This window comes from Psychrobacillus sp. MER TA 171, assembly GCF_023713305.1.
Classification (GTDB): Bacteria; Bacillota; Bacilli; order Bacillales_A; family Planococcaceae; genus Psychrobacillus.
In genome coordinates, this window is record NZ_JAMAWN010000012.1 from 38,168 (window position 1) to 59,287 (window position 21,120).

Here is a 21,120-nt window from a genome sequence, read left to right on the forward strand (position 1 = left end):
TCGAACCTCAAAAGGAGTTATTTCATTTGGATAAATGATAAAACCTCTGAGCGCTTTATATCGTCTGTCTCATAGATACCTCTTGCTACAGAAGTAACGGTCTTGGCTCCAGGCTTTTTAATCCCGCGCATGGTCATGCACATATGCTCTGCCTCTATCACGACATAGACTCCATGAGGGTTAATCATTTCCATAATATCATTAGCAATCGTGGAAGTGATTCTTTCTTGAAGCTGTGGCTTTCTTGCTGTAACTTCCACGGCTCTAGCGAGTTTACTTAGGCCGGTTACAACGCCATCTCTAGGTATGTATGCAACATGTGCCTTACCATAAAAAGGAACAAGGTGATGTTCGCACATGGAGAAAAAAGGTATATCTTTTACTAAAACTAATTCCTCATGCTCTTCATGAAAAACTGTCTTGAAATGTTCTTTTGGATCTTGGTGTAGTCCTTCAAACATCTCAGCATACATTTTAGAAACTCTTTTTGGAGTATCCAATAACCCTTCTCGATTAGGATCTTCTCCTACCGCTTCTAAAATCATTGTTACTGCATTTTCTATTTTTTTCAGATCGACCTTCGTCATCTGCTGACCCCCCAGAAAAAACTGCATAATATGTCGTATGTATCTTAGCATATGAAATGAATATAGGAAATTAATTTCACTTCAGGCAACAAATTTTTATTATATAATAAATTGAAAAGAACGGCTACTATGAAGCAAGCTTCACAGTAACCGTTCTATGTACTACGACACCATTATTTTACAGCATCTTTAAGTGCTTTACCTGGTTTGAAAGCAGGCACCTTGCTAGCAGCGATATCGATTTCTTTACCTGTTTGTGGATTACGTCCTTTACGTGCAGCACGTTCACGAACCTCAAAGTTACCAAAACCGATCAATTGAACTTTTTCACCATCTGCAAGAGCAGTTTGAATTGATTCAAATACAGCCTCAACTGCTTTAGTTGCGTCTTTTTTCGATAATTCTGCAGCCTCTGCAACAGAGTTCACTAATTCTGTTTTATTCATACTATTCACCTCCTCTCAAAGGAAGATAAGCATCAATCCTGTAAAAAGAGTATCACAACAGAAATGCCTTCGCAACACTATTTATCCGTGTTTAGGCAACTTTCCTTAAAAAGAACGTAAAAAAAACAAAGAAAAGGACTTTTTGCATAGGCACAAAAAGTCCAAATCCGTATTTTATAGAATAAAGGTAACCATTCCACGGTCTCCCTCATTTACCATTCTTTCAATTGTTTGGCGCATTCTTTTCTTAGCAACCTGACTTACACTTTCCGTTTTATACCGTATACTTTCCTTCATAACCTCTAACAGAGACGTTCCAAAAACCTGCGTTGACCAAAGTGCATCTCTATCATGTAAGAATCCATGCTTTAAGTCTTTTAAAAGCTGCTGACTGTGGAATTCTGACCCTAAAAGCGGAGCAAATTCTGCTTCCATATCCACTCGAATGATATGAAGCGAAGAAGCCTTAGCTTTTAAGCTGACTCCAAAGAAATTATTTTGTTTAATAATTTCTGGTGCAGTAGGTTGGAAATCCTGAATGGATGGAAGTGACACACCATATCCTGTCGTATTTGCTGCTTCTAGCGCATCCGCAAACCGATGATATGTCTTTTTAGCTGTAGACGCTTCCTTAACAAACAATAACCAGTCTTTTTTAGAAGTAATTGGCTCATCAAGCCATTCATCACAAACCTCTTGAAATACTTCAGGTTTTAAATCTATTTGAATACAAGCAGACCCTCTACCAGGATCTGCCTCTATAACCTCTGCAGACTTGATAAATGGGACTTCCTTAAATTTTTCTGCAAGCTCCTTCACGTCTCTCATTTTGGAGACAATTTGCAGCCATTCTTGTAAGGAAGTAGTAATTTGATTGTTAACAAAATGATCTGGCTCAAGTACATCTGTCCAATCAGGCTTCATCAATTCAATGTCCGTTATCGGAAATTCATATAGCGCCTGTTGTAGTATGTACTGAATTTCCTCTGCTGTCATTCTATCCACAGCAACCGGAATTACAGGTACTTCATGAGTTTTTTGAAGTTCTTCGCACAAATGAAGAGTTTCTAAATGACCTGGCGTTTTGCTGTTAACGACAATAACAAATGGCTTTCCAATTTCCTTTAACTGACCTATAATTTCATCTTCTGCTTTTTCTGCTGCTACCCTAGGAATATTATTGACAGAACCATCCGTTGTAATCACAATGCCAATAGTAGAATGATCCCGAATAACCTTATCAGTTCCAATTCTTGCAGCTTCCTCAAACGGAATTGCTTCCGTATGCCAAGGAGTATGGACCAGCTTCTGCCCTTCTTCTCCAGAATGGGTTTTAATGCCATCAATCATGTACCCTACGCAATCTACTAATCTAATTTGTAATCGAAGCTGCTCGTCACCCAAGTATACATTCGTACCATGAGCAGGAACAAATTTAGGTTCTGCTGTCATAATGACGTTTCCAGGAGAGCTTTGTGGAAGTTCGTCTTGTGCTCTTAATCTTTCTGATTCGTCAACAATATTCGGTAATACAACTAGCTCCATTACTCTTTTTACAAACGTAGATTTACCTACCCTAACTGGACCTACTACACCAAGGTACACATCACCATTTGTTCTTTCTGCTATTTGTTCATACAGTTTGCTAGACATCGGTATTCTCCTTTCTTCGCAATTTAATATATGCACGAAAAAAACGTTTCATGCATAGAGCATGAAACGTTTCTTATAAGTTATTTGTTTATCATAAAAATAGGTTCGTTATTTTCATCAACCGTATAAGGCAATGAATACGCAGGGACGATCGCAAAGTTATCCGTTATTAAAAAACGAATATCATCACCTGGCTTGACGTCAACCTCTGTCTCTTGAAGCAAACGATAAAGCTCAATAGAATAGTCCACATATACTTTTCCATCGCCCGTCGCTACTAGAGGAAGCAGAGTGTCTGAATAAGGGCTTTGAACGGTAATTTCGTCTTTATAACCCATCTTTTTAAAATCTAGCTTATAAACACCTTCTACAATCGTCTCAGCGATAGGACCATAGCCGTTTATCCCTTTGCGATAGTTAATATCTCGCAAAGTATCTGCAATTCGTAAGTCTACCAACTTTACAGTTGGGTTTTCCTCTACGTCCATTAAGACATATTGATAAATCCCACCTGTTTCATACGAGTTAGCAGGAGCTTTCCCAAGATAGTTCGGAACAATTTTCTTAAAATCTATCGGATATTTTATATATTGATCTGTTTCTTGCTCACGTGTTTTGATAGGCAGCAAGCCACCTGAGGCTTCTTGGAAGCTTTCAACTGCAGTTTGTACGGAATTAAGCTGATCTTCATAAGGTAATAGGTTTTCTGGCTCATAGCCGCCTTTAAAACCACAACCACCTAAGACGAGTGTTGTTATAGAAATAGCAGTTAGTAATAGTTTTTTCATTCGAATCTCCTTACTAGGCTTTTGTTGGATTGAAAATGATATAAACCATTGTGATAAAACCAATGAAAAGCAATATGTATGCAACCAGACCAAATATAAACTTTATGAATCTGTTTTGGATTTTTGTTTTTACAAAAAACATAAGTAACATGGCCATAAACATGCATCCCATAGAACCAAAGGATATCCACATTTTGTCCATTGAAGAGACTAATAGCAACTGTTCCCCCACCTTTCATGAAAATAGTATATCACATGAAAAAAGAGTTGCTTTTTTATACAACTCTTTTTTTATGACAATTTTTAAAACGTCTTATAATCTTCCAGTTCATTCTTCTTTGTACGATGCATTAGGGAATCAACTGCTTGTTTTGGATGTACCTGCTCAAACAGAACAGAATGTAATGCAGCGGTAATAGGCATATCAATAGATTGCTTCTGTGCAAGCTGAAACGCTGCTTTTGTCGTCCTAACGCCTTCCACTATCATACCTACTTCTTCTAGCACCTCATCTAAGCTAGAGCCTTTACCGAGTAGGTTACCGGCTCTCCAGTTACGGGAATGTACACTTGTACATGTTGCTATTAAATCACCCATTCCTGTCAGACCAGAGAACGTGTACGGCTTGGCACCTAAACTTATACCAAGTCTTGAGATTTCAGCTAAACCTCTAGTTATAAGTGCAGCTTTAGCATTATCACCATAACCAAGCCCATCTACAATACCTGCGGCTAATGCGATGACATTTTTTAAGGCAGCCCCTATTTCTACTCCAATGACATCATCATTAGTATAGACACGGAAGTAATTATTCATAAATAGATCTTGTACTTTTTCTGCAGCCATCATATTATCACTAGCCACCGTAATCGTAGTTGGATGCTGTAAAACTACTTCCTCGGCGTGGCTAGGGCCAGATAATACTACAATACCCTCTACCATAGATTCAGGAACTTCCTCAGCAATCATCTCTGATATTCGCTTTAAGGAATCAGGTTCGATTCCTTTCGAAACATGCACTAAAAGCTTTTTGTTTTCCATCAGCTTTACAATATCCTGACAAACTTCTCTAATTGCCTTTGTAGGTACTGCTAAAACAATAATAGATGCATGCTCTATTGCTTGAGTTAAATCGCTTGTAGCTTTAAGATTTTCAGGCAGTATCGTATCCGGCAAGTATTTTTTATTGGTATGATTCTGGTTTATTTCCTCGGTTTGAGTTTCTCTGTGTGACCAGAGAAGGCAATCATGAGAATTATGCGCAAGAACCATCGCTAAAGCTGTTCCCCAACTACCTGCTCCAAGAACGGTTACATTTGTCATCTTTAAGCCCCCTTTGCTAATTATGTTCTAGCACGAGTAATAATTCTTATAGGCGTGCCTTCAAAATCGAATGATTCACGAATGCGATTTTCTAAAAATCTCTCATAAGAGAAGTGCATTAATTCCGGTTCATTAACAAATACAACAAAAGTAGGCGGTTTAATGGCCACTTGAGTAGCATAGTAAATACGCAATCTTTTCCCTTTATCTGTTGGAGCAGGGTTTCTTGCTACTGCATCTTCTACTACCTCGTTTAGAACGGAAGATGTAACGCGCATTGCATGGTTTTCACTTACTTGATTGATAACTGGGAATAAAGAATTTACACGTTGTTTTGTTTTTGCTGATACAAATACGATTGGTGCATAATCTAAAAATTGGAAATGCTCACGAATCTTTTTAGTCATTTCACTCATCGTCTTATCATTTTTTTCAATGGCATCCCATTTATTCATCACAATAATAACTGCTTTACCGCCTTCATGAGCGTAACCAGCGATTTTCTTATCCTGCTCTTGAATGCCTTCTTCTGCATTTAGAACAACTAAAACAACGTCTGAGCGTTCAATTGCCTTTAATGCACGAAGTACAGAATACTTTTCAGTTGTCTCATACACTTTACCCTTTTTACGCATACCAGCAGTATCAATCATTACATAATCTTGATCATCGAATGAGTACTCTGTATCGATAGCATCTCTTGTAGTTCCCGCAATTTCACTTACGATGACTCGCTCGTGCCCTAAGAATGCATTGATTAAAGATGATTTCCCTACATTTGGACGTCCGATAAGAGAAAACTTAATAACCTCTTCACCGTATTCCTGTTCATCCATATCTGGGAAGTTTTTAGCGACTTCATCGAGCAAATCTCCTAGACCTAGACCATGTGAACCTGAAATAGGGTATGGTTCGCCTAATCCTAGGGCATAAAAGTCGAAAATCATTTCGCGCATATCTGGATTATCAATTTTATTGACCGCCAATACAACCGGCTTCTTTGTTTTATAAAGTATTTTAGCAACGTATTCATCTGCTGCTGTCACACCCTCACGACCATTTGTTAGGAAGATGATTACATCTGCCTCATCCATAGCGATTTCAGCCTGTTGTTTGATTTGCTCTAGAAATGGCTCGTCGCTCAATTCAATTCCACCTGTATCAATGATGTTGAATTCATGTGTAAGCCAATCTGCTGAGCTATATATACGATCACGCGTTACACCTGGGATATCTTCCACAATGGATACACGTTCTCCTACAATTCGATTAAATATAGTCGATTTACCTACATTAGGTCTACCAACAATTGCTACTACTGGTTTTGTCATTAATATTACATCCTTCCAAACTTCGTCTAAACTGTATTATACAACAAAACAATAAAAGCAGGCGACTTTATTGAAGTCACCTGCTTGAATAAGTTAAGATTATGACGAAATTAGCTATTATTATTTGTTAGTAAAGTCTTTTAAACGATCGCCTAGAACATCGCTAATAGAAAAACCTTTGGATTCTTCAGGCATTTGATAATCAGCTAAATTGAACTCATCTTCGTTCTTCACTAGCTCTTTAATACTTAGAGATAAACGTTTTTCTTTACTGTTTACATCTAAAACTTTTACCTCTACCTCTTGACCTTCTTTCAGTACTTCCTGAGGAGTCCCGATATGCTGATGAGCAATTTGAGATATGTGAACTAAGCCTTCAACCCCAGGGAAAACTTCAACAAAGGCACCGTAAGATACTAGTCGTCTAACTTTCCCAGTTAGAACAGATCCTTTTGTAGCCTTGTCTTCCAGATCAGACCATGGTCCAGGTAACGTATCTTTAATAGATAAAGAAATTCTTTCTGCATCTCGATCAATAGACAATACCTTTACCTTAACCTCTTGTCCCTCTTTTAACACATCAGATATGTTATCTAAGTGCTCGTGGGATACTTGAGAAATATGAACAAGTCCATCCACGCCTCCAATATCTACAAAAGCACCAAAAGAAGCTAGTCTTTGGACAGTTCCTGGAACAATGTCCCCAGGTTTAATGTTATCTAACGTTTTGTTTTTATTTACTGATTTTTCATCCTCAACTACTGCTTTATGAGAAAGAATTAATCGGTTTTTGTCTTTTTCTAATTCAACGATTTTAAAAGTCAAAACTCGCCCTTTATAATCTTCAAATGATTCTACAAAATAATCTTCTATTAAAGAAGCAGGTATGAATCCACGGACACCCAAATCTACAACTAGTCCGCCTTTAACAACCTCTTTAACTTCTGTTTCAATAACTTCCCCAGATTGAAACTGTTTTTCTAACGTTTCCCATGCTTTTTCAGCATCGACTTTTCGTTTGGAAAGAACGTAGTTAGATTCTTCTACCTTAGTAATCATGAGTTCAAGTTCATCGCCGATGGAAACGGAGTCGGATGCTTTTTCAATATGCAGGCTAGAAAGCTCGCTAATTGGAACTATACCATCGAAAGGTGCACCTTCAATTGATACAATTATTGATTTCTCATCTACTTGTGCAACCGTCGCTTTAACCAGATCTCCTTCTTTAAACTCTTGCGTGTTTAAGTTCATTTCTTCTGACATATGATATTCCTCCTTCACAACGTCTCTTCTCTATTTTATGCGAACTTTCTCAGAAATACAAAAAGAAGCACTTTTGAAATAGAAATTTCCATCCAATTAATCATTTTGCTTCGCTATCAAACTAAAAAACTGGATAAAAACAAGAGAATATTAAGCTAGTGATATATATGCTAGTTTATGAAAATAGTTGATTTTCTCTCTCCGTAGGATGATTGAGAGCCCGCCACACTGTAGCCATTAAAGATGTGTTAAGAACAGGTTAAAGTATTTAAAATCATTTAGTTTTATATTGGTCTAGTATTTTACCGATGTGTTCCATAATAACTTCTGTAACTTCATCTGCAGAAGCTCTTCTTTCTCTGTACGGCTCCATATCTATAACTTCTCCAAAAACTATTTTTAAACGTCTAAAAGGTTTATATGGCCCAATAATTGCACATGGCACTACGTTTGCATTTCCTCTAAGGGCAAAAAAACCAGCACCGCTAAAACCTTTTCCTAGCTTTCCATCCTTACTTCTTGTTCCTTCTGGAAAAAGACCTACAACCTCTCCTTCTTTTAAAAGCTTTAACGCTTTTCGAAGCGCATCACGGTCGCTCATTCCTCTTTTTACTGGGAATGCTCTTACGCCCGGTAGTAAACTTTTTAATACAGGTATTCTAAAAAGCTCTTCCTTTGCCATGAAGTTAACAGGTCGTGGTGCGTTAATCCCAACGACAGGAGGATCTAAATTTTCTATATGGTTTGAGCATAGTAAAATCCCTCCCTCTTTCGGGAAATTTTCAGCCCCTATTACTTCAAATCTATATATTGGTTTTAACGCTGCAAAAACAATTGTTTTCGCAAAGGAATACAGTTCCAATTAAACCATCCTTTCTTTTGCCAACTGCATAATCTTATTAGAAACTTCATGAATCGTAAGAGACGTGGTATCAATAAAAATAGCGTCTTTTGCTTTGATGAGAGGAGATGCTTCTCTCTCGCTATCCAGTTTATCTCTTAATGCTATATCATGAATTAATTCTTCTAAGCTTGTATGAATTCCTCTTTTTTCGTTTTCTAGAAATCTTCTGTTTGCTCTTTCTTCAACACTTGCAGACATAAATATTTTAAGTTCAGCATTTGTAAGGACGTGTGTTCCAATATCTCGTCCATCCATTACCACTCCGCCAGATTTACCCATCTCAATCTGTCTTTTCACCATTTCTTCTCTTAAATCAGCATGTGCTGCTACAACTGATACGTTCGAAGTGACTTCTTTTGAACGTATTTGGTCCGTTACTTCCACGTTATCTAAAAACACAAGTTGTCCTTTAGAAGATGGCTTAAGCTCAATAGAGGTATCTTTTAGAAGCTCAGTTAGTTTGCTTCCATCTTGCAAATTTATGTTAAGTTGAAGTGCTTTATACGTAATTGCTCGGTACATTGCTCCTGTATCCACATATGTATAACCTAATAATTCAGCCGTCTGCTTCGCTATCGTACTTTTACCCGCCGCTGCTGGACCGTCAATCGCTATTTGAATTTGTTTCATCATTTTATCCTCCACTCTATTCGCCTATATTTTATCACAGAATAATACGAAAAAAAAAAGCCTGTAAATACAGACTTTTAACTTAGTCCTTTTTTTCGCATAAGCAACTGTCTTTCAAAGCAAAAACGAACGATTTGTTGCCTGTCCAAATCATCTGTATTCGTAAATTGTAAAGACGCAATTTTTAACGATTCTCTCTCCCAGATGCGTATGACTAAAGCAGTAGTAAATACATATCTCATTTCTCCATTATTAAAAGATAATGGAATAATTAAAGATACCTCATCTCCACCACTAAATTTCACTTCCTCATTTAGAATGATGGCTACCCCACCCGCACTTATGTCATCAGTTACCGATTGATATTTTTCATCTCCAAATTGAATAGCAATATCAATTGGTGATACAACTCTTACAAAATTACGACGCTGTATTTTCATAAAGTCTTCCGTGTCAGGATAAGACAGTCTTATCATTGGAATTTGTCCTAACTTTCTTCCTAACACTTCTGTTGGAAAAGCAAAGACAGATTTCGTTTCTTCTATAAACGTGGCACGTAACTGAGTACCTTCCATCATGACAACGGTTTTGTTGGTAATAGTATCTATAGGATAATCTACATATATAAAATGATCATCCATATCTACTACTTTACAACGATATTTCTCAGCCTTCTCTGTGAAAGTTGGCTCAAGTATTAAATTTGTCCCTAGTTTAATTTGCATAATTTTTACCCTCTTAAATGTCATATTAATTTCATTATGACATTTAAAGAGGGAGAATTCTATATATTATTTTAAGGTAATTTTTCTGAATGCAGAATCTCATGTGATTCTGTATCAATATACACTCTATATGTTCCAATGTCTTCGCTTCGAGTTAGTAACTCATATGCTAGACGCTGCTGTAATTGATCATTCTCAACGTAAGCCATTTTTGCTTCTTCTATTTTTAAATTATCAGCGAATATGGTTTTATAATCTAAAGGAATTACTTTTTGTTTAGCTATTTTTTCCTCTTGAATGTACTCCATTGCATTTAAGCCTAGTAATTCTCCATTGTCTTTTGCAATTTTTAATTGTAATCCATCTGCATAAACGATTGCATCATTTTCTGCGTCCTTCCGAGCAAACGCTAAATGCCACCCAATGTGGTTTTCACGGAATTCTATAAGCTCCGTATCTGTATACCCTAACTTTTTCATATAATCCAAAGCATTTTTCTTCATGCTTTCCGTATCAATAGTATTTTTATCAAAAGGTCTTTCCATTAGAAAGGATAATAAATGGCCTCCCTTTTTTGTAAAATCAGCGTAACCAATACGAATGTCTTTATGAAATTCAATATGGTAGAAGGGATATGGAGCATCCTTTCCACTTTCTGTAACATAAATTTTGGCATCCGCTAGTTCTGGAAAAATCTTTGCAAACTTTGCTTTTACATCCTCTACGCTTACTGGTTTATCCGAAATATGTTGTAAGTCTTTTTTCTTCTGTTGATCGGTTTCACTTGCTGTCATTGGAAAATCGCTTTCCGTATACGCTTTTACAGATGCTCCAAGGGATTTCCAATTCTTTTCGTTTTCTTTATTAACTTTATTTTGTACAAAGGAACTAACAATGTAATCTTTGTTTCCATCGTTTCTATTTGTGAATGCCCATTGGTCGGCTAAGCTCCTTAAATTTTCACGTGCACTTACCATATTTCCTTGCCACTCTTCGATTGGTACTTTTCCTGTTCTAACTTGAGTAGCTCCATTACCTATTCTCGTTAAATAGTTCAACCAGCTTGAGGAAGTTTCCTGATCTATAGGTAGCCCTGAAATAGATGCTCGAATATCTGAAGACAGTCTCCATACATCCTCCAGCGGACGATCTAATGACTCTTTATCTTTAAATATCAATGTTTCATCAATGGAATCACTTAATTCAGTCAGTTTTTCGGAGGCAGAATTTAATTCATTCGAATATTGACTTGCTAAAGCATTCTTAAGGTTGGTGTTTTGTTCTTGTACTGAAAAATGATAAACAACAAATACGGCAAGAGCAGCTATAGCGATTACCCATCCAAATTTTTTCATATAGTCTCCTTATGAGCAAAAAATATGCTGTCCAATTTTTTTGATATGTGGTCTTGACCAGATCCACTTACTAGTAGCAGTTTCAGGATTGAAATAGTAAATTGCGTTTTCTGAAGGATCCCATCCATTTAATGCGTCTAGTACTGCTTCTTTAGCTCGCTCGTTCGGCTCTAGCCAAATTTGTCCATCAGCTACTGCAGTGAATGCTAAAGGTTGGAAGATCACTTCACTAATAGTATTTGGAAAGTCCGGGTGTTCTACTCGATTAAGGATTACCGCTGCAACGGCTACTTGCCCTTCATACGGCTCCCCTCGTGATTCTCCATAAACTGCGTTAGCAATCAGCTTTAAATCTTTTTCACTATACTTCGGTGGTAGCTGCATATTTGTACTTTCAGGTTTTTTATTATTCGCTTGTTGGTTCTGGTTTGTATTTCCATGTACTGAGAAACGATTACCCTTATTGATTTGATCATGTACATATTCTTTGTCAAACTTTGTAGCCTTCACTAGCTTGTCCTTAGTTCCTTGTCCTAAAAGACCATCCACTGGCAAACCAAATGCTTCTTGGAAGTTTCGAAGAGCCCAATACGTGCCATAACCAAATTTACCGTCAATTTCCCCGGTGTAATAGCCTATGTATTGTAATCTGGCTTGTAATTCAATTACATCGTCTCCAAATGCTCCACGCTGAACAGTTTGCTCGGAGAACGCTTGAGTAGTTTGCTCTTGAGTTAAGAACATATAGCTAGCTGTAAAAAAGATTACGCCAATAAGAACATATTTTAGCTGTTTCATAAGTCATCTCTCCTTTTTAACTAGCTTGGTTAAACAGGAGTGATTTATACATGATAACTTTCATGAAAACAGAAATTAAAAAGTAAAAACTTTGTTAAAGTTATTGGTTGATTTTGACTAACAATTCTTTTTAATAGTGAATGTAAACATTAAAAAAGGAACATTTTGTTTATGCGAGTATATTGTTTCGATTTATAGATGCTAAAGCTGTTCCCATTTATTGATTGGAGCACCAGACGACTTCAGCGGGGTGAGGGCTTATCGCTCACCTCGCGAAAAAGAGTCCAGCTGGGGCTGTAATCAATTCTACTCTCTGATTTAAAGATTTCTTTGCATTATAAATCAACCCTTCCTTTTGAAATTGCCAAAGTAAAATTCCATATAAAAAAGTCATGACCTATTTAGTCATGACTCTTACCTTTTTAAAGTTAGTTAGGATCTTCCCTAATAAAATATTCGTGTTTTTCAAATCTCGTTCTACGAGATAAAATATGAGTTTGCTTTACTTTCGACAAGCCAAAAACCCATAAGAATAACATAAACGGAACCATCAGCAATATCTCTAACCCCGTGAAAGTCAGTATGCTATTATAGATAATGTGAAGAAAGAGCGGCGCAATTAAAGCAAAGAAAAGTTCAAGCCTTATTTTTTTTATAGAGGTAAACTTAGCTCTACCTATATAATATCCCATAACTACACCAAATAATGCATGACTCGAAACAGGTAACAAAGCTCTTAAAAAAGCCTCTCCCATTCCGTAGTTCAAAAGATATAAGATATTTTCTACGGTTGCAAATCCTAAAGAAACACTCGCACCATAGAGAATTCCATCATATGGGTCATCAAACTCAACATGCTTATATAAGGCCACTATTATTATTAGCCATTTAAAAAATTCCTCTAATGTACTTGTCACGAGGACATTCCGAAAAAAAAGAGAAGTAAACAAATGCTCCTCGTTTAATACGTGCTGGATAAACATAATTGGGAATGTTAATATAGCACCATAAATAAATGTATGTAACAAAAGCCTTGAAGGTTCTTCGGCAATTTCTCTACGAAGATAGAAATAACTTAAAAGCGCAAGAGCCGGTGCAATCGCACAGGAAAGTAGTACGAACATGATCTTACTCCTTCCATTTTACTATTTATATTATACATTAATTTCTTCTCATTTTGTTAAATTTCTGGAGGTTATATCAATGAAAAATATCTTACTTATCCATACCGGCGGAACTATTTCAATGCAGGTAAATGCAGAAACTGGTGCAGTAGTACCTTCAGATAGCAATCCATTACTGGTAGAAGCAGAGAAATTAAATAGCCTAGCACATATTATTGAGCTGGAAATATTCAATCTTCCTTCCCCACATATAACTCCCTTTGAGATGTTCCGTATAAAAGAATTAATTGATCAATATATCGTTAAAGGTGAAATTGATGGAGTGGTAATCACTCACGGTACAGATACTTTAGAGGAAACTGCATATTTTTTAGATTTAACGATTGGACCAGCCATTCCTATCGTGCTTACTGGGGCAATGAGATCTGCTAATGAAATAGGATCAGATGGCTTATATAATTTAGTGTCAGCTATCCAAGTCGCTTCATCTGATGATGCAGTTGGAAAAGGTGTTTTAGTTGTATTAAATGATGAAATACATACTGCGGTAAATGTTACGAAAACACATGCCAGCAACGTTAGCACATTTCAAAGTCCGCAATATGGTCCTATCGGATTTATCTCTAAGTCTATTGTATATTTTCATCACACACCTAATCATCAGCCTGTTTTTCCAATTCAACAGATTAACAAGAAGGTTGCTTTGTTTAAAGTCTATGCAGGGATGGAAGCAGATCTCCTAGAAGCAGCAGTAAATGTTGGATATGATGGGATAGTTTTAGAAGGATTGGGCCAAGGCAATGTACCACCTAGCCTAGTACCAGCAATTCAGGATTTATTGAGTAAGGACATCCCTATTGTTCTTGTATCGAGGTGCTTTAATGGAATTGCCCAAGACGTTTACGGTTATATGGGTGGCGGGAAAGGTTTAAAGGAGATAGGAGTCATTTTTGCTCAAGGTTTAAACGGTCAAAAAGCTAGACTAGCTTTACTAATCGCCTTAAATCATCCAGATCCAAAACAAGCCCTCCTTAGTATATTTACTAGGTAAGATAAAAAGTCTGTGATAATTCAATAGGTACAAGCTTAATAAGCGCTGGAGCTATGTACCCCCGTGAACAGAGCTAATAAAAGCTCTCAAAAAAACAAATACCTCGAGAGATTTTTCTCTTGAGGTATTAAAAAAAATAGTCCTGTAAATTGGTAAGCTATAGTAAAGAAATTAATTCACTTTCATTTGAAAAGAAGAAAAGTCTATACGCTTTCTTCTTTTCTTTTAATTTCTTTAGCTATCAGCTCACCATGGAAGCGACCGTTTTCTATAAAAATTTCGTTAGCATTATTTCCTGCTGCTATTACTCCCGCAATAAAAATACCCTCCACATTTGTTTCCATGGTTTCTGGATTATGCGATGGTCTTCCACTTTCGTTATCAATGGCTACTCCCATTTTTTCTAAAAAAGAATGGTCAGGATGATAGCCCGTCATAGCAAAAACAAAATCATTTTCAATGTCAAACTCGCCCTCTGTTCCTTTTAATGTTACTTTGTTTTCTTCAATAGATAAGACCTCAGTATTAAAGTGCATTTGGATTTCGTTATTTCTTACACATCCCTCGAACTCTGGTAAAACCCATGGCTTAATGCTTGAAGAGTATTGTCCCCTGCGATATACCACTGTAACATTTGCTCCTGCTTTATTTAGCTCAAGAGCAGCATCGATTGCTGAGTTTTTACCTCCAATTACTAAAACATCTTGGGAGAAGTATGGATGTCCTTCTTTAAAGTAGTGAAATACCTTCGGGAGATCCTCTCCGGGTATTCCCATGTAATTAGGATGGTCGTAATAACCTGTAGCTACAATGACGCTCTTAGCTTTGTAAGAGCCCTTAGAGGTAGTTACTTGAAAATAATCGGTAGACCTTTCAACACGTTCCACTTGCTCATATTTGTTAACTTGAATATCTTTACGTTTCACTACCTCACGATAATAAACCAAAGCCTGGTTTCTTTTTGGTTTTCTTTCTTCTACGATAAAAGGTACATCTCCAATGGAGAGCTTTTCACTCGTACTAAAAAAAGTTTGATGAGTAGGATAGTTGAAGATAGCATTCACCACATTTCCTTTCTCAATAACGAGCGTTTCTAATCCCATTTCTTGAGTAGAAATTGCTGCTGATAGTCCACAAGGACCCCCTCCAATTACCACTACATCTAAAACTTGTTCCACGTATAAAACTTCCTTTCTTACTATATGTCTATCTCTCCATGTTATGAAGGGTTATGATATGACACTCAGATTTAGCCCCTAAGCGCAGTGGCACTCCGGTAGTACCAAATCCATTACTTATTAATTCTGCGCGATTTTCTTTTAATCGGTAGGAGCCTTTTTCGTATATACCAATAGGTCCTATACGAATTTGTCCGCCATGTAAATGCCCAGCTAGCATTAGCCGAGGCTTACTTACCTTAAGAGCAGAATGGAAAAATGCCGGTGCATGACTAACGAATATGATAATATCCTTTTCTTCCACCAGATTAAATGCATCTGCAATACTTACTTTCCCTACAAATCCATCATTTATCCCTACTAAGCGAATAGGTATCTTTCCTTCGGAGATCGTGACAGAAGTGTTATTTAATATTTGAATGTCTAGCTCTTGAAATATAGAAACTAAGTTAGATTCGCCTACTTCACGATCATTATTTCCAAATACATAATAAACAGGACCAAGCTTTTTTAACTGTTTTAAATTGAACTTTGTCCTCATCAAAGGTACACCCTTTTCTGTCAGGTCCCCTCCTATTATTACTAAATCTACCTTTCCAATGATGGAATGGATTAATGTATCATCTATTTTCCTGCGATGTATATCAGAAATAAATAATATATTCAATTGTGTCGCTTTTGGCATTTCTTTCACAAGTAGCTGATGTTCTTTTACATTCGTTTGAAATGCTAGAAAAAGCATGTAAAGGAAGAGAATGATACCTGCAATAACAATGGTGATTCCTATCGATAACACTTATTATATTCCCCCTAAACCAAATAAGAAAAGCGAAAGCTCCTATACCTTACCCGTAAATCATATCAAAAGTGTAGAGTAGCCCTTAAGCTACTATATTCCTATTTGACCACGAGGTTCAAGGCAAAGCCAAACTATTCCCTAATCCTCTTCCAAGCAAAAAGACAGGGAATGACCCCTGCCTTTGAACCGATCTATATTACTCATCCTTGTCTATATGTAACACCCGGAAGCCTGACTTTTCTAGGTCATGGATAATACGATCTAATTTCTGTTCGTTATCAATCTTAAGAACGATTCGACGCACAAGCTTGTCAGTTTCATCAAAAGTAACTAAGGATATTACTGAAGTATGATACTTGTGAAGAATATCAGACACTTTCAAAATTCTTCCTTCTGATTCCACCGAAGTAAAGGCAATTCGTGTTCCCTTCGTATTCATTCCAAAGGCACTCTTAAATTGATGTATCGTATCGTATCGAGTGACAAGACCTAAAAATTTCTCATCCTCTACTACTGCAAGGATTGGAAAATCATATAATTTCATAAACGCTTGCTCGAATACATCACTTGTTTTGACAAAGGTATCTTCCCTAGTCACTACATCTGACACTTTTGTCTGTTTTAAAAACGTTTCTTTATCTGTATCACTGTAAAAATACGCCTTATATAACAGATACTTATTGAACATCCCCAAGTATTTTCCAGACTCAATAATTGGTAGGGCATCAATATCCTTAGCTTCCAGTTCATTTAAAGCATCCAATACGGAAGATTCTCCACTAATCGTTAAGCATTTTTCCTTCGGGATCATAACACTTTTTACAAACATGCAAACACCTCTTTCTCTATAGGTCTATACTTATATATTCTATAAAAAGGTTATTTATCCTGCTATCTGTACATTATGGCAGGATTAATTTTTGTCCTTCATAAATTTCATTCGAAGCTAGACCATTTGCAGCTTTAATTTTTTCAACTGCTTCTGGATTTTTATAGTAGTTCATTGCTATCCGGTATAAAGTCTCGTTTCCTTTAACAATATGCGTTTTAGCCTCGGTTTTAGGCTTTTCAACTTTTTCTTCCTTCTTAGGTTCTGCCTGCACTGGTGCTTTCGGTTCTTCCTTTTCTACAGGTGCAGGTGCTACTGCAGGAGTTGATTGAGCAACCTCAGTGGACTCTTCTGGCTTTGTTTCTTCTATTTTTTCTGTTTGAACTGGTTGTTCGGTAACCTCTTCATCTTTCTCATCTGTCTCATTTGAATTAGAGATTGGTTTTGTTTCCACTTCAATTCTAGCCTCTTCGGTCGTCGTCTCTTCTTTATCAGGCACATAGATAAACTGGACGTAGAGTAAAAAACTTGCTGGCAATAATATAAAAATAGCAAATAAGGTTGGTAAAAGAAGGTTCTTTTTCTTTTTCTTCTTACCAGTAGCATTTCTTCTGCTTCTTCTCAATTCTGATGATTCATTTTCTACCCCAATGGATTGTCTATGCTCTTCTATTTTTTTTTGATAATCATCTTTACTCATTTTTTCAAACTCCATTCTTCCACTTATCTACTACTATTATGGCGAATTTTGTTGAAAATGTAAATGTTGTTAAGAGCTATAAGAGACTATTTAATCTACTTTTCCAGTCAAGTTTAGTAGTATTAACAGTGGTTTTTTCGTGTAGCTGAAATATTTCCTGAAGATTTAGAGTACATTTTGAACAACAATTTTTGGGCTTCCTTGTTAACCTTTGACCAAAATGTGCTAATAATTGTTCCCTTATACAAACCTCATTCTGTAAAAGGGTGTACAAATCTTGTATTTCTCTCCACTTTTTTTGTCGTATACGTTGAAAAAGATTAATGGTTTCTTGTTGGGATAGCTCCTTTTTCCAGTAATCTAGTATTCTTTGTGTCGTTTCTGATAAAACTACCTGATTACTTTTCCGATAAGCAATTTCAATATCCTGTTCCTCTGGAAATTCTTGCATGGCTACAAAATAGGCTTGTTCTACATCAGACTGCATATAAAGAATCGTCGCAATCGACTGTTTCCCGTCCCTCGCAGCCCTCCCTACCTCTTGCATATAGTTAGCGATAGAGGTTGGTATATGATCATGAATAATTTGCCTAATGTTATCCTTATGTATTCCCATACCAAATGCGTTCGTGGCGCAAATCCAATCTAGATGTCCTTGCTGGAATTGCTGCTGGATAAGAATACGATCCTCTTGATCCATTTTCGAGTGATAATAAGCAACCTTTACTCCCTTTTTTTGAAGCTCCTGAGCATAAAATTGTGTTTTCTTTCTAGACTGGCTATAGATAATCCCAGGACCAGTTGTGTTAGTAACTCTATTTATGATCCAGGCCAGCTTTTCTTTTTGGTTTTCTACCTGATAGGATTCATAGGCAATATAAGGTCGATCTAATGAATGGATATATTCAAATGGCTCTTTCATTAATAATGTATGTTCAATGTCCTTTATCACTTCGTTGGTAGCAGTAGCAGTTAAAGCCAGCACGTTCACATGTCGGAATGCCTGAAGCGATTTAGAAATTCTTAAATAGTCTGGTCTAAAATCAAACCCCCATTGAGAAATACAATGCGCTTCGTCTGCTACTATAAACGCAATTGAAATACTAGAAAGCCTTTGTTGAAAATACTCGTTTTGCAACATTTCTGGTGAAGTAAATATAAATTTGTATGTTTGTAAGCGAGATAATGCTTCTTCTCTTTGTTCAAAGGATAAAAAGGAATTGATCGCCACCACTCGTTTTTCACCTAGCATTTTAAGCTGCTCCACTTGGTCCTGCATTAAGGAGAGTAATGGGGAAATAACTAGAACTGCTCCATCCATTAAATAGGCGGGCAATTGGAATAATAATGATTTCCCCATTCCCGTCGGCAAAATAGCTACAACGTCGTTTCCCGACAGTACTCGTTCTATAATTTCTCGTTGCCCTTCTCGAAATTCTGCATAACCGAATCGAGTCTGAAGTATGTGCTGAAGCTGATCCATTTTCATACACTCCTTTCAAGAGCTAGAGCTAATCTAATTTGAAAATAACTTAGTTCTGGTAAACTATCTCGGATTATTTTCAATTTTTTCGTTTTATTTTTAGTTGAGATCATCAAAACTCGCTGTATATCCTCTTCTGAAATAAAAGTTGAAAGAGACATACCTTTATTAGCAGAGGCGATTTCTATTAAATGATCTTCTATCGTATTTACTTTAAGAGATCTAATAGAGGCGATTTCTTGTAAAGAATAGCCTTGTGTTAAGAGCTGTTCTGTCTTTAAGGCAGATTGGGTCAAAGGATTATGTACAAAAATATCTTGTGCTAATTGGGTTAAATCAGGATGGTCTACTTCATTTACGTTAGTTAAAATAATGTGTAGTGCTTCTACAAATTGAAGCTTCATGTCTGTAACTGATGACTCGTATACCGTAGCCAGCTGATCCCACGTCAATCCACTTATTTGATATCCACTGAGTCTATAGATAAGCAACGTCCGATGAATGTCCCCTAGACTTGGATGCAATAACAGGTGTTCAAGTTGACTTTTAAAGCTTTGCTGAAACTTGTCGGATTTATAATCTCTTTCTCTTAAATAGCTTTTGACGAATTGGTGAACAAAATAATCCTTCTGGTTTGGTATAAATCTTGATTCATTGTTCTTAAAGTGGGATAGTGTTTGCATGACTAATTCTAATCTTCCCCAAAAAACTTTTTCATTTCCTCTTAATAGCCATCCATTAAATAACGGATTTTTATAACCCTTTAGCTGAGCTTCCCCTTTGTCACTGACCCTTATCAGAGTATCCTGCTGCTCAATCCAGCTGTATTCATAGAGCTTAGATAGCTCCTCTTCATACTCTTCCTTTGTGAGTTTCGGGTAAATAGAGAAATATTGATGCAAACTAAAATAAGTCACATCTTGTATCGTTTGACCTGATTTTTTTCCTTTTAATAAGTAAAAAGAAGCCATTGCTGACCGCTCTCCATTAAAACTTTGTATGATATTTAGTAATAGTTGGCTAAAATACAAGTTAAATACCTCACAGTTTAAAAGTATTTTTGTTGAAAAGTAATGAAAACAGCTTTAGAATGAATAAGATAGCTAATTCGTATAAGTAGAATTAAAGGAGAGAATATACTAATGGCAAAATACACTATAGTAGATAAAGATACATGTATCGCATGTGGAGCTTGTGGAGCAGCTGCTCCAGATATATATGACTATGACGATGAAGGTATCGCCTTTGTTATTTTAGATGATAACACGGGGACAACAGAAGTTCCAGAGGAATTGATGGAGGATATGGAAGACGCATTTGAAGGCTGTCCTACAGATTCCATTAAAGTTTCAGAAGAATCATTTGAAGGCGACGCACTTAAATTCGAATAGTACAGTAAAGGCCAAGAATATGAGTAACTCATATTCTTGGCCTTTTTGTTTTTATAGACAAGATTACAAGCAAGGTTCCGTAATCTAAAATTTATTAAATAGTCTTTGGTACTTTAAACGATTTACTAACCTTATCTAGCAATGGCTTCATTCGTTTAAATAAAACGATCATGACGATAGTCACTAGAATACCTTTTATAAGATTAAACGGTAAAATACCTAAAATAATTGAATTAAATAAAGCTGTTCCTGTTTCAGCAGGGAAATTTAAGAAGTACGAATACATTGGTAAGAAAACATAATAGTTTAACAAGCTCATACCAAGTGCCATACAAATAGTCCCAACACCTAAACCGTAAGCAATCCCTTTAGAAGATGATACTTTACGATAAATAATATAAACAGGTGTTATAAACAAGATACTCGTTGCAAAGTTAGCCATATGACCAACTGGAACGCCTGTAGGACTTCCTGAGAACAACCAATCCAACACGTTTTTCATAAGGGCTACAAGTACCCCTGCAACTGGTCCCATAGTGATTGCAGCAATTAAAGCTGGAATATCACTAAAGTCAATTTTCAAATAAGCTGGTAAAACTGGTAACGGAAATGCAAGCAGCATTAATACGAAAGAAATACTACTCAGCATGGCGATTGCAATAAGCATTCGCGTCTTACTTTTTGCCATAAATCCTCTCTCCTTTTGCGATTCACTCCACAAGAAGAAAGGTTCAGCTTGTTATCCATACTCAAAAAACCCCT

Annotated in this window: 23 protein-coding genes; 2 read left to right on the forward strand and 21 right to left on the reverse strand. The window is 36.5% G+C overall.

The window, feature by feature from the left end:
* Nucleotides 1–17: 17 nt before the first annotated feature.
* From folE to prsW, 14 genes are all read right to left on the reverse strand, one after another.
* Entirely contained in the window at nt 18–587 is a 570-nt protein-coding gene (folE, locus tag M3627_RS12375; protein ID WP_169359580.1) for a GTP cyclohydrolase I FolE, read from the reverse strand.
* A gap of 173 nt (nt 588–760) precedes the next feature.
* Entirely contained in the window at nt 761–1,033 is a 273-nt protein-coding gene (locus M3627_RS12380; RefSeq protein ID WP_169359581.1) for an HU family DNA-binding protein, read from the reverse strand.
* 174 nt (nt 1,034–1,207) lie between these two features.
* Nucleotides 1,208–2,686, reverse strand: a complete 1,479-nt coding sequence (spoIVA, locus tag M3627_RS12385; protein WP_169359582.1) for a stage IV sporulation protein A — start codon at nt 2,684–2,686, stop codon at nt 1,208–1,210.
* A gap of 80 nt (nt 2,687–2,766) precedes the next feature.
* Complete coding sequence (locus tag M3627_RS12390; protein WP_169359583.1) at nt 2,767–3,474, reverse strand: hypothetical protein; 708 nt, start codon at nt 3,472–3,474, stop codon at nt 2,767–2,769.
* Nucleotides 3,475–3,487: 13 nt separating this feature from the next.
* Nucleotides 3,488–3,676 (reverse strand): DUF2768 family protein, encoded by a 189-nt coding sequence (locus tag M3627_RS12395; RefSeq protein ID WP_169359605.1) that lies wholly within the window; start codon nt 3,674–3,676, stop codon nt 3,488–3,490.
* 101 nt (nt 3,677–3,777) lie between these two features.
* Nucleotides 3,778–4,797: an NAD(P)H-dependent glycerol-3-phosphate dehydrogenase gene (locus M3627_RS12400; protein ID WP_169359584.1), complete on the reverse strand. Its 1,020-nt coding sequence runs from the start codon at nt 4,795–4,797 to the stop codon at nt 3,778–3,780.
* Nucleotides 4,798–4,817: 20 nt separating this feature from the next.
* Nucleotides 4,818–6,128, reverse strand: coding sequence for a ribosome biogenesis GTPase Der (gene der / locus M3627_RS12405; protein WP_169359585.1), 1,311 nt, complete (start codon nt 6,126–6,128; stop codon nt 4,818–4,820).
* 120 nt (nt 6,129–6,248) lie between these two features.
* Nucleotides 6,249–7,391 (reverse strand): 30S ribosomal protein S1, encoded by a 1,143-nt coding sequence (gene rpsA, locus M3627_RS12410; protein WP_169359586.1) that lies wholly within the window; start codon nt 7,389–7,391, stop codon nt 6,249–6,251.
* A gap of 274 nt (nt 7,392–7,665) precedes the next feature.
* The gene (locus M3627_RS12415) at nt 7,666–8,253 is read right to left on the reverse strand and encodes a lysophospholipid acyltransferase family protein (RefSeq protein ID WP_169359587.1); all 588 of its coding nucleotides are present in this window, start codon (nt 8,251–8,253) and stop codon (nt 7,666–7,668) included.
* Nucleotides 8,254–8,928 (reverse strand): (d)CMP kinase, encoded by a 675-nt coding sequence (cmk, locus tag M3627_RS12420; protein ID WP_205964054.1) that lies wholly within the window; start codon nt 8,926–8,928, stop codon nt 8,254–8,256. It lies immediately after the preceding gene.
* 74 nt (nt 8,929–9,002) lie between these two features.
* Nucleotides 9,003–9,650, reverse strand: a complete 648-nt coding sequence (locus M3627_RS12425; RefSeq protein ID WP_169359588.1) for a flagellar brake protein — start codon at nt 9,648–9,650, stop codon at nt 9,003–9,005.
* Nucleotides 9,651–9,721: 71 nt separating this feature from the next.
* Nucleotides 9,722–11,005, reverse strand: a complete 1,284-nt coding sequence (locus M3627_RS12430) for a PepSY1/2 domain-containing protein (protein WP_169359589.1) — start codon at nt 11,003–11,005, stop codon at nt 9,722–9,724.
* 9 nt (nt 11,006–11,014) lie between these two features.
* On the reverse strand, nt 11,015–11,749 hold the full coding sequence (gene sleB, locus M3627_RS12435) for a spore cortex-lytic enzyme (RefSeq protein ID WP_240949706.1): 735 nt from the start codon (nt 11,747–11,749) through the stop codon (nt 11,015–11,017).
* A gap of 482 nt (nt 11,750–12,231) precedes the next feature.
* Entirely contained in the window at nt 12,232–12,927 is a 696-nt protein-coding gene (gene prsW / locus M3627_RS12440; RefSeq protein ID WP_169359591.1) for a glutamic-type intramembrane protease PrsW, read from the reverse strand.
* A 79-nt stretch (nt 12,928–13,006) separates the two neighbouring features.
* Between prsW and M3627_RS12445 the strand changes: the two genes are divergently transcribed.
* Nucleotides 13,007–13,978: an asparaginase gene (locus M3627_RS12445; RefSeq protein ID WP_251555927.1), complete on the forward strand. Its 972-nt coding sequence runs from the start codon at nt 13,007–13,009 to the stop codon at nt 13,976–13,978.
* A 203-nt stretch (nt 13,979–14,181) separates the two neighbouring features.
* On the opposite strand, the gene M3627_RS12450 is transcribed toward M3627_RS12445, so the two are convergent.
* The 6 genes from M3627_RS12450 to M3627_RS12475 form a co-directional block, all read right to left on the reverse strand.
* Entirely contained in the window at nt 14,182–15,156 is a 975-nt protein-coding gene (locus tag M3627_RS12450) for a YpdA family putative bacillithiol disulfide reductase (RefSeq protein WP_251555930.1), read from the reverse strand.
* A gap of 28 nt (nt 15,157–15,184) precedes the next feature.
* A complete protein-coding gene (locus tag M3627_RS12455; RefSeq protein WP_251555933.1) occupies nt 15,185–15,952 on the reverse strand; it encodes a metallophosphoesterase in 768 nt (255 codons plus the stop codon).
* Nucleotides 15,953–16,151: 199 nt separating this feature from the next.
* Nucleotides 16,152–16,784 carry a CBS domain-containing protein gene (locus tag M3627_RS12460; protein WP_169359595.1) on the reverse strand — a complete coding sequence of 211 codons (633 nt, stop codon included), beginning with the start codon at nt 16,782–16,784 and terminating at the stop codon, nt 16,152–16,154.
* Nucleotides 16,785–16,857: 73 nt separating this feature from the next.
* Nucleotides 16,858–17,484 (reverse strand): LysM peptidoglycan-binding domain-containing protein, encoded by a 627-nt coding sequence (locus M3627_RS12465; protein WP_169359596.1) that lies wholly within the window; start codon nt 17,482–17,484, stop codon nt 16,858–16,860.
* 76 nt (nt 17,485–17,560) lie between these two features.
* Complete coding sequence (locus M3627_RS12470; protein ID WP_251555937.1) at nt 17,561–18,967, reverse strand: RecQ family ATP-dependent DNA helicase; 1,407 nt, start codon at nt 18,965–18,967, stop codon at nt 17,561–17,563.
* A gap of 2 nt (nt 18,968–18,969) precedes the next feature.
* A complete protein-coding gene (locus M3627_RS12475; RefSeq protein WP_251555941.1) occupies nt 18,970–19,938 on the reverse strand; it encodes a YpbB family protein in 969 nt (322 codons plus the stop codon).
* A gap of 171 nt (nt 19,939–20,109) precedes the next feature.
* On the opposite strand from M3627_RS12475, the gene M3627_RS12480 reads away from it, so the two are divergent.
* A complete protein-coding gene (locus M3627_RS12480) occupies nt 20,110–20,358 on the forward strand; it encodes a ferredoxin (protein ID WP_169359599.1) in 249 nt (82 codons plus the stop codon).
* A gap of 94 nt (nt 20,359–20,452) precedes the next feature.
* Here the strand turns inward: M3627_RS12480 and M3627_RS12485 are convergent, their stop codons facing one another.
* Nucleotides 20,453–21,046 (reverse strand): ECF transporter S component, encoded by a 594-nt coding sequence (locus M3627_RS12485; RefSeq protein ID WP_251555945.1) that lies wholly within the window; start codon nt 21,044–21,046, stop codon nt 20,453–20,455.
* Between the last annotated feature and the right edge of the window lie 74 nt (nt 21,047–21,120).

Excerpts from the sequence above, each read along its gene's own strand:
- M3627_RS12425 (WP_169359588.1), bottom strand. The coding sequence starts at position 9,650 with ATGCAAATTAAACTAGGGACAAATTTAATACTTGAGCCAACTTTCACA.
- sleB (WP_240949706.1), bottom strand. The coding sequence starts at position 11,749 with ATGTTCTTAACTCAAGAGCAAACTACTCAAGCGTTCTCCGAGCAAACT.
- M3627_RS12400 (WP_169359584.1), bottom strand. The coding sequence starts at position 4,797 with ATGACAAATGTAACCGTTCTTGGAGCAGGTAGTTGGGGAACAGCTTTA.
- M3627_RS12390 (WP_169359583.1), bottom strand. The coding sequence starts at position 3,474 with ATGAAAAAACTATTACTAACTGCTATTTCTATAACAACACTCGTCTTA.
- M3627_RS12395 (WP_169359605.1), bottom strand. The coding sequence starts at position 3,676 with ATGGACAAAATGTGGATATCCTTTGGTTCTATGGGATGCATGTTTATG.
- M3627_RS12480 (WP_169359599.1), top strand. The coding sequence starts at position 20,110 with ATGGCAAAATACACTATAGTAGATAAAGATACATGTATCGCATGTGGA.
- M3627_RS12460 (WP_169359595.1), bottom strand. The coding sequence starts at position 16,784 with ATGTTTGTAAAAAGTGTTATGATCCCGAAGGAAAAATGCTTAACGATT.
- M3627_RS12465 (WP_169359596.1), bottom strand. The coding sequence starts at position 17,484 with ATGAGTAAAGATGATTATCAAAAAAAAATAGAAGAGCATAGACAATCC.
- M3627_RS12380 (WP_169359581.1), bottom strand. The coding sequence starts at position 1,033 with ATGAATAAAACAGAATTAGTGAACTCTGTTGCAGAGGCTGCAGAATTA.
- M3627_RS12445 (WP_251555927.1), top strand. The coding sequence starts at position 13,007 with ATGAAAAATATCTTACTTATCCATACCGGCGGAACTATTTCAATGCAG.
- spoIVA (WP_169359582.1), bottom strand. The coding sequence starts at position 2,686 with ATGTCTAGCAAACTGTATGAACAAATAGCAGAAAGAACAAATGGTGAT.
- prsW (WP_169359591.1), bottom strand. The coding sequence starts at position 12,927 with ATGTTCGTACTACTTTCCTGTGCGATTGCACCGGCTCTTGCGCTTTTA.
- M3627_RS12485 (WP_251555945.1), bottom strand. The coding sequence starts at position 21,046 with ATGGCAAAAAGTAAGACGCGAATGCTTATTGCAATCGCCATGCTGAGT.
- M3627_RS12470 (WP_251555937.1), bottom strand. The coding sequence starts at position 18,967 with ATGGATCAGCTTCAGCACATACTTCAGACTCGATTCGGTTATGCAGAA.
- folE (WP_169359580.1), bottom strand. The coding sequence starts at position 587 with ATGACGAAGGTCGATCTGAAAAAAATAGAAAATGCAGTAACAATGATT.
- M3627_RS12475 (WP_251555941.1), bottom strand. The coding sequence starts at position 19,938 with ATGGCTTCTTTTTACTTATTAAAAGGAAAAAAATCAGGTCAAACGATA.
- rpsA (WP_169359586.1), bottom strand. The coding sequence starts at position 7,391 with ATGTCAGAAGAAATGAACTTAAACACGCAAGAGTTTAAAGAAGGAGAT.
- cmk (WP_205964054.1), bottom strand. The coding sequence starts at position 8,928 with ATGATGAAACAAATTCAAATAGCGATTGACGGTCCAGCAGCGGCGGGT.
- M3627_RS12430 (WP_169359589.1), bottom strand. The coding sequence starts at position 11,005 with ATGAAAAAATTTGGATGGGTAATCGCTATAGCTGCTCTTGCCGTATTT.
- der (WP_169359585.1), bottom strand. The coding sequence starts at position 6,128 with ATGACAAAACCAGTAGTAGCAATTGTTGGTAGACCTAATGTAGGTAAA.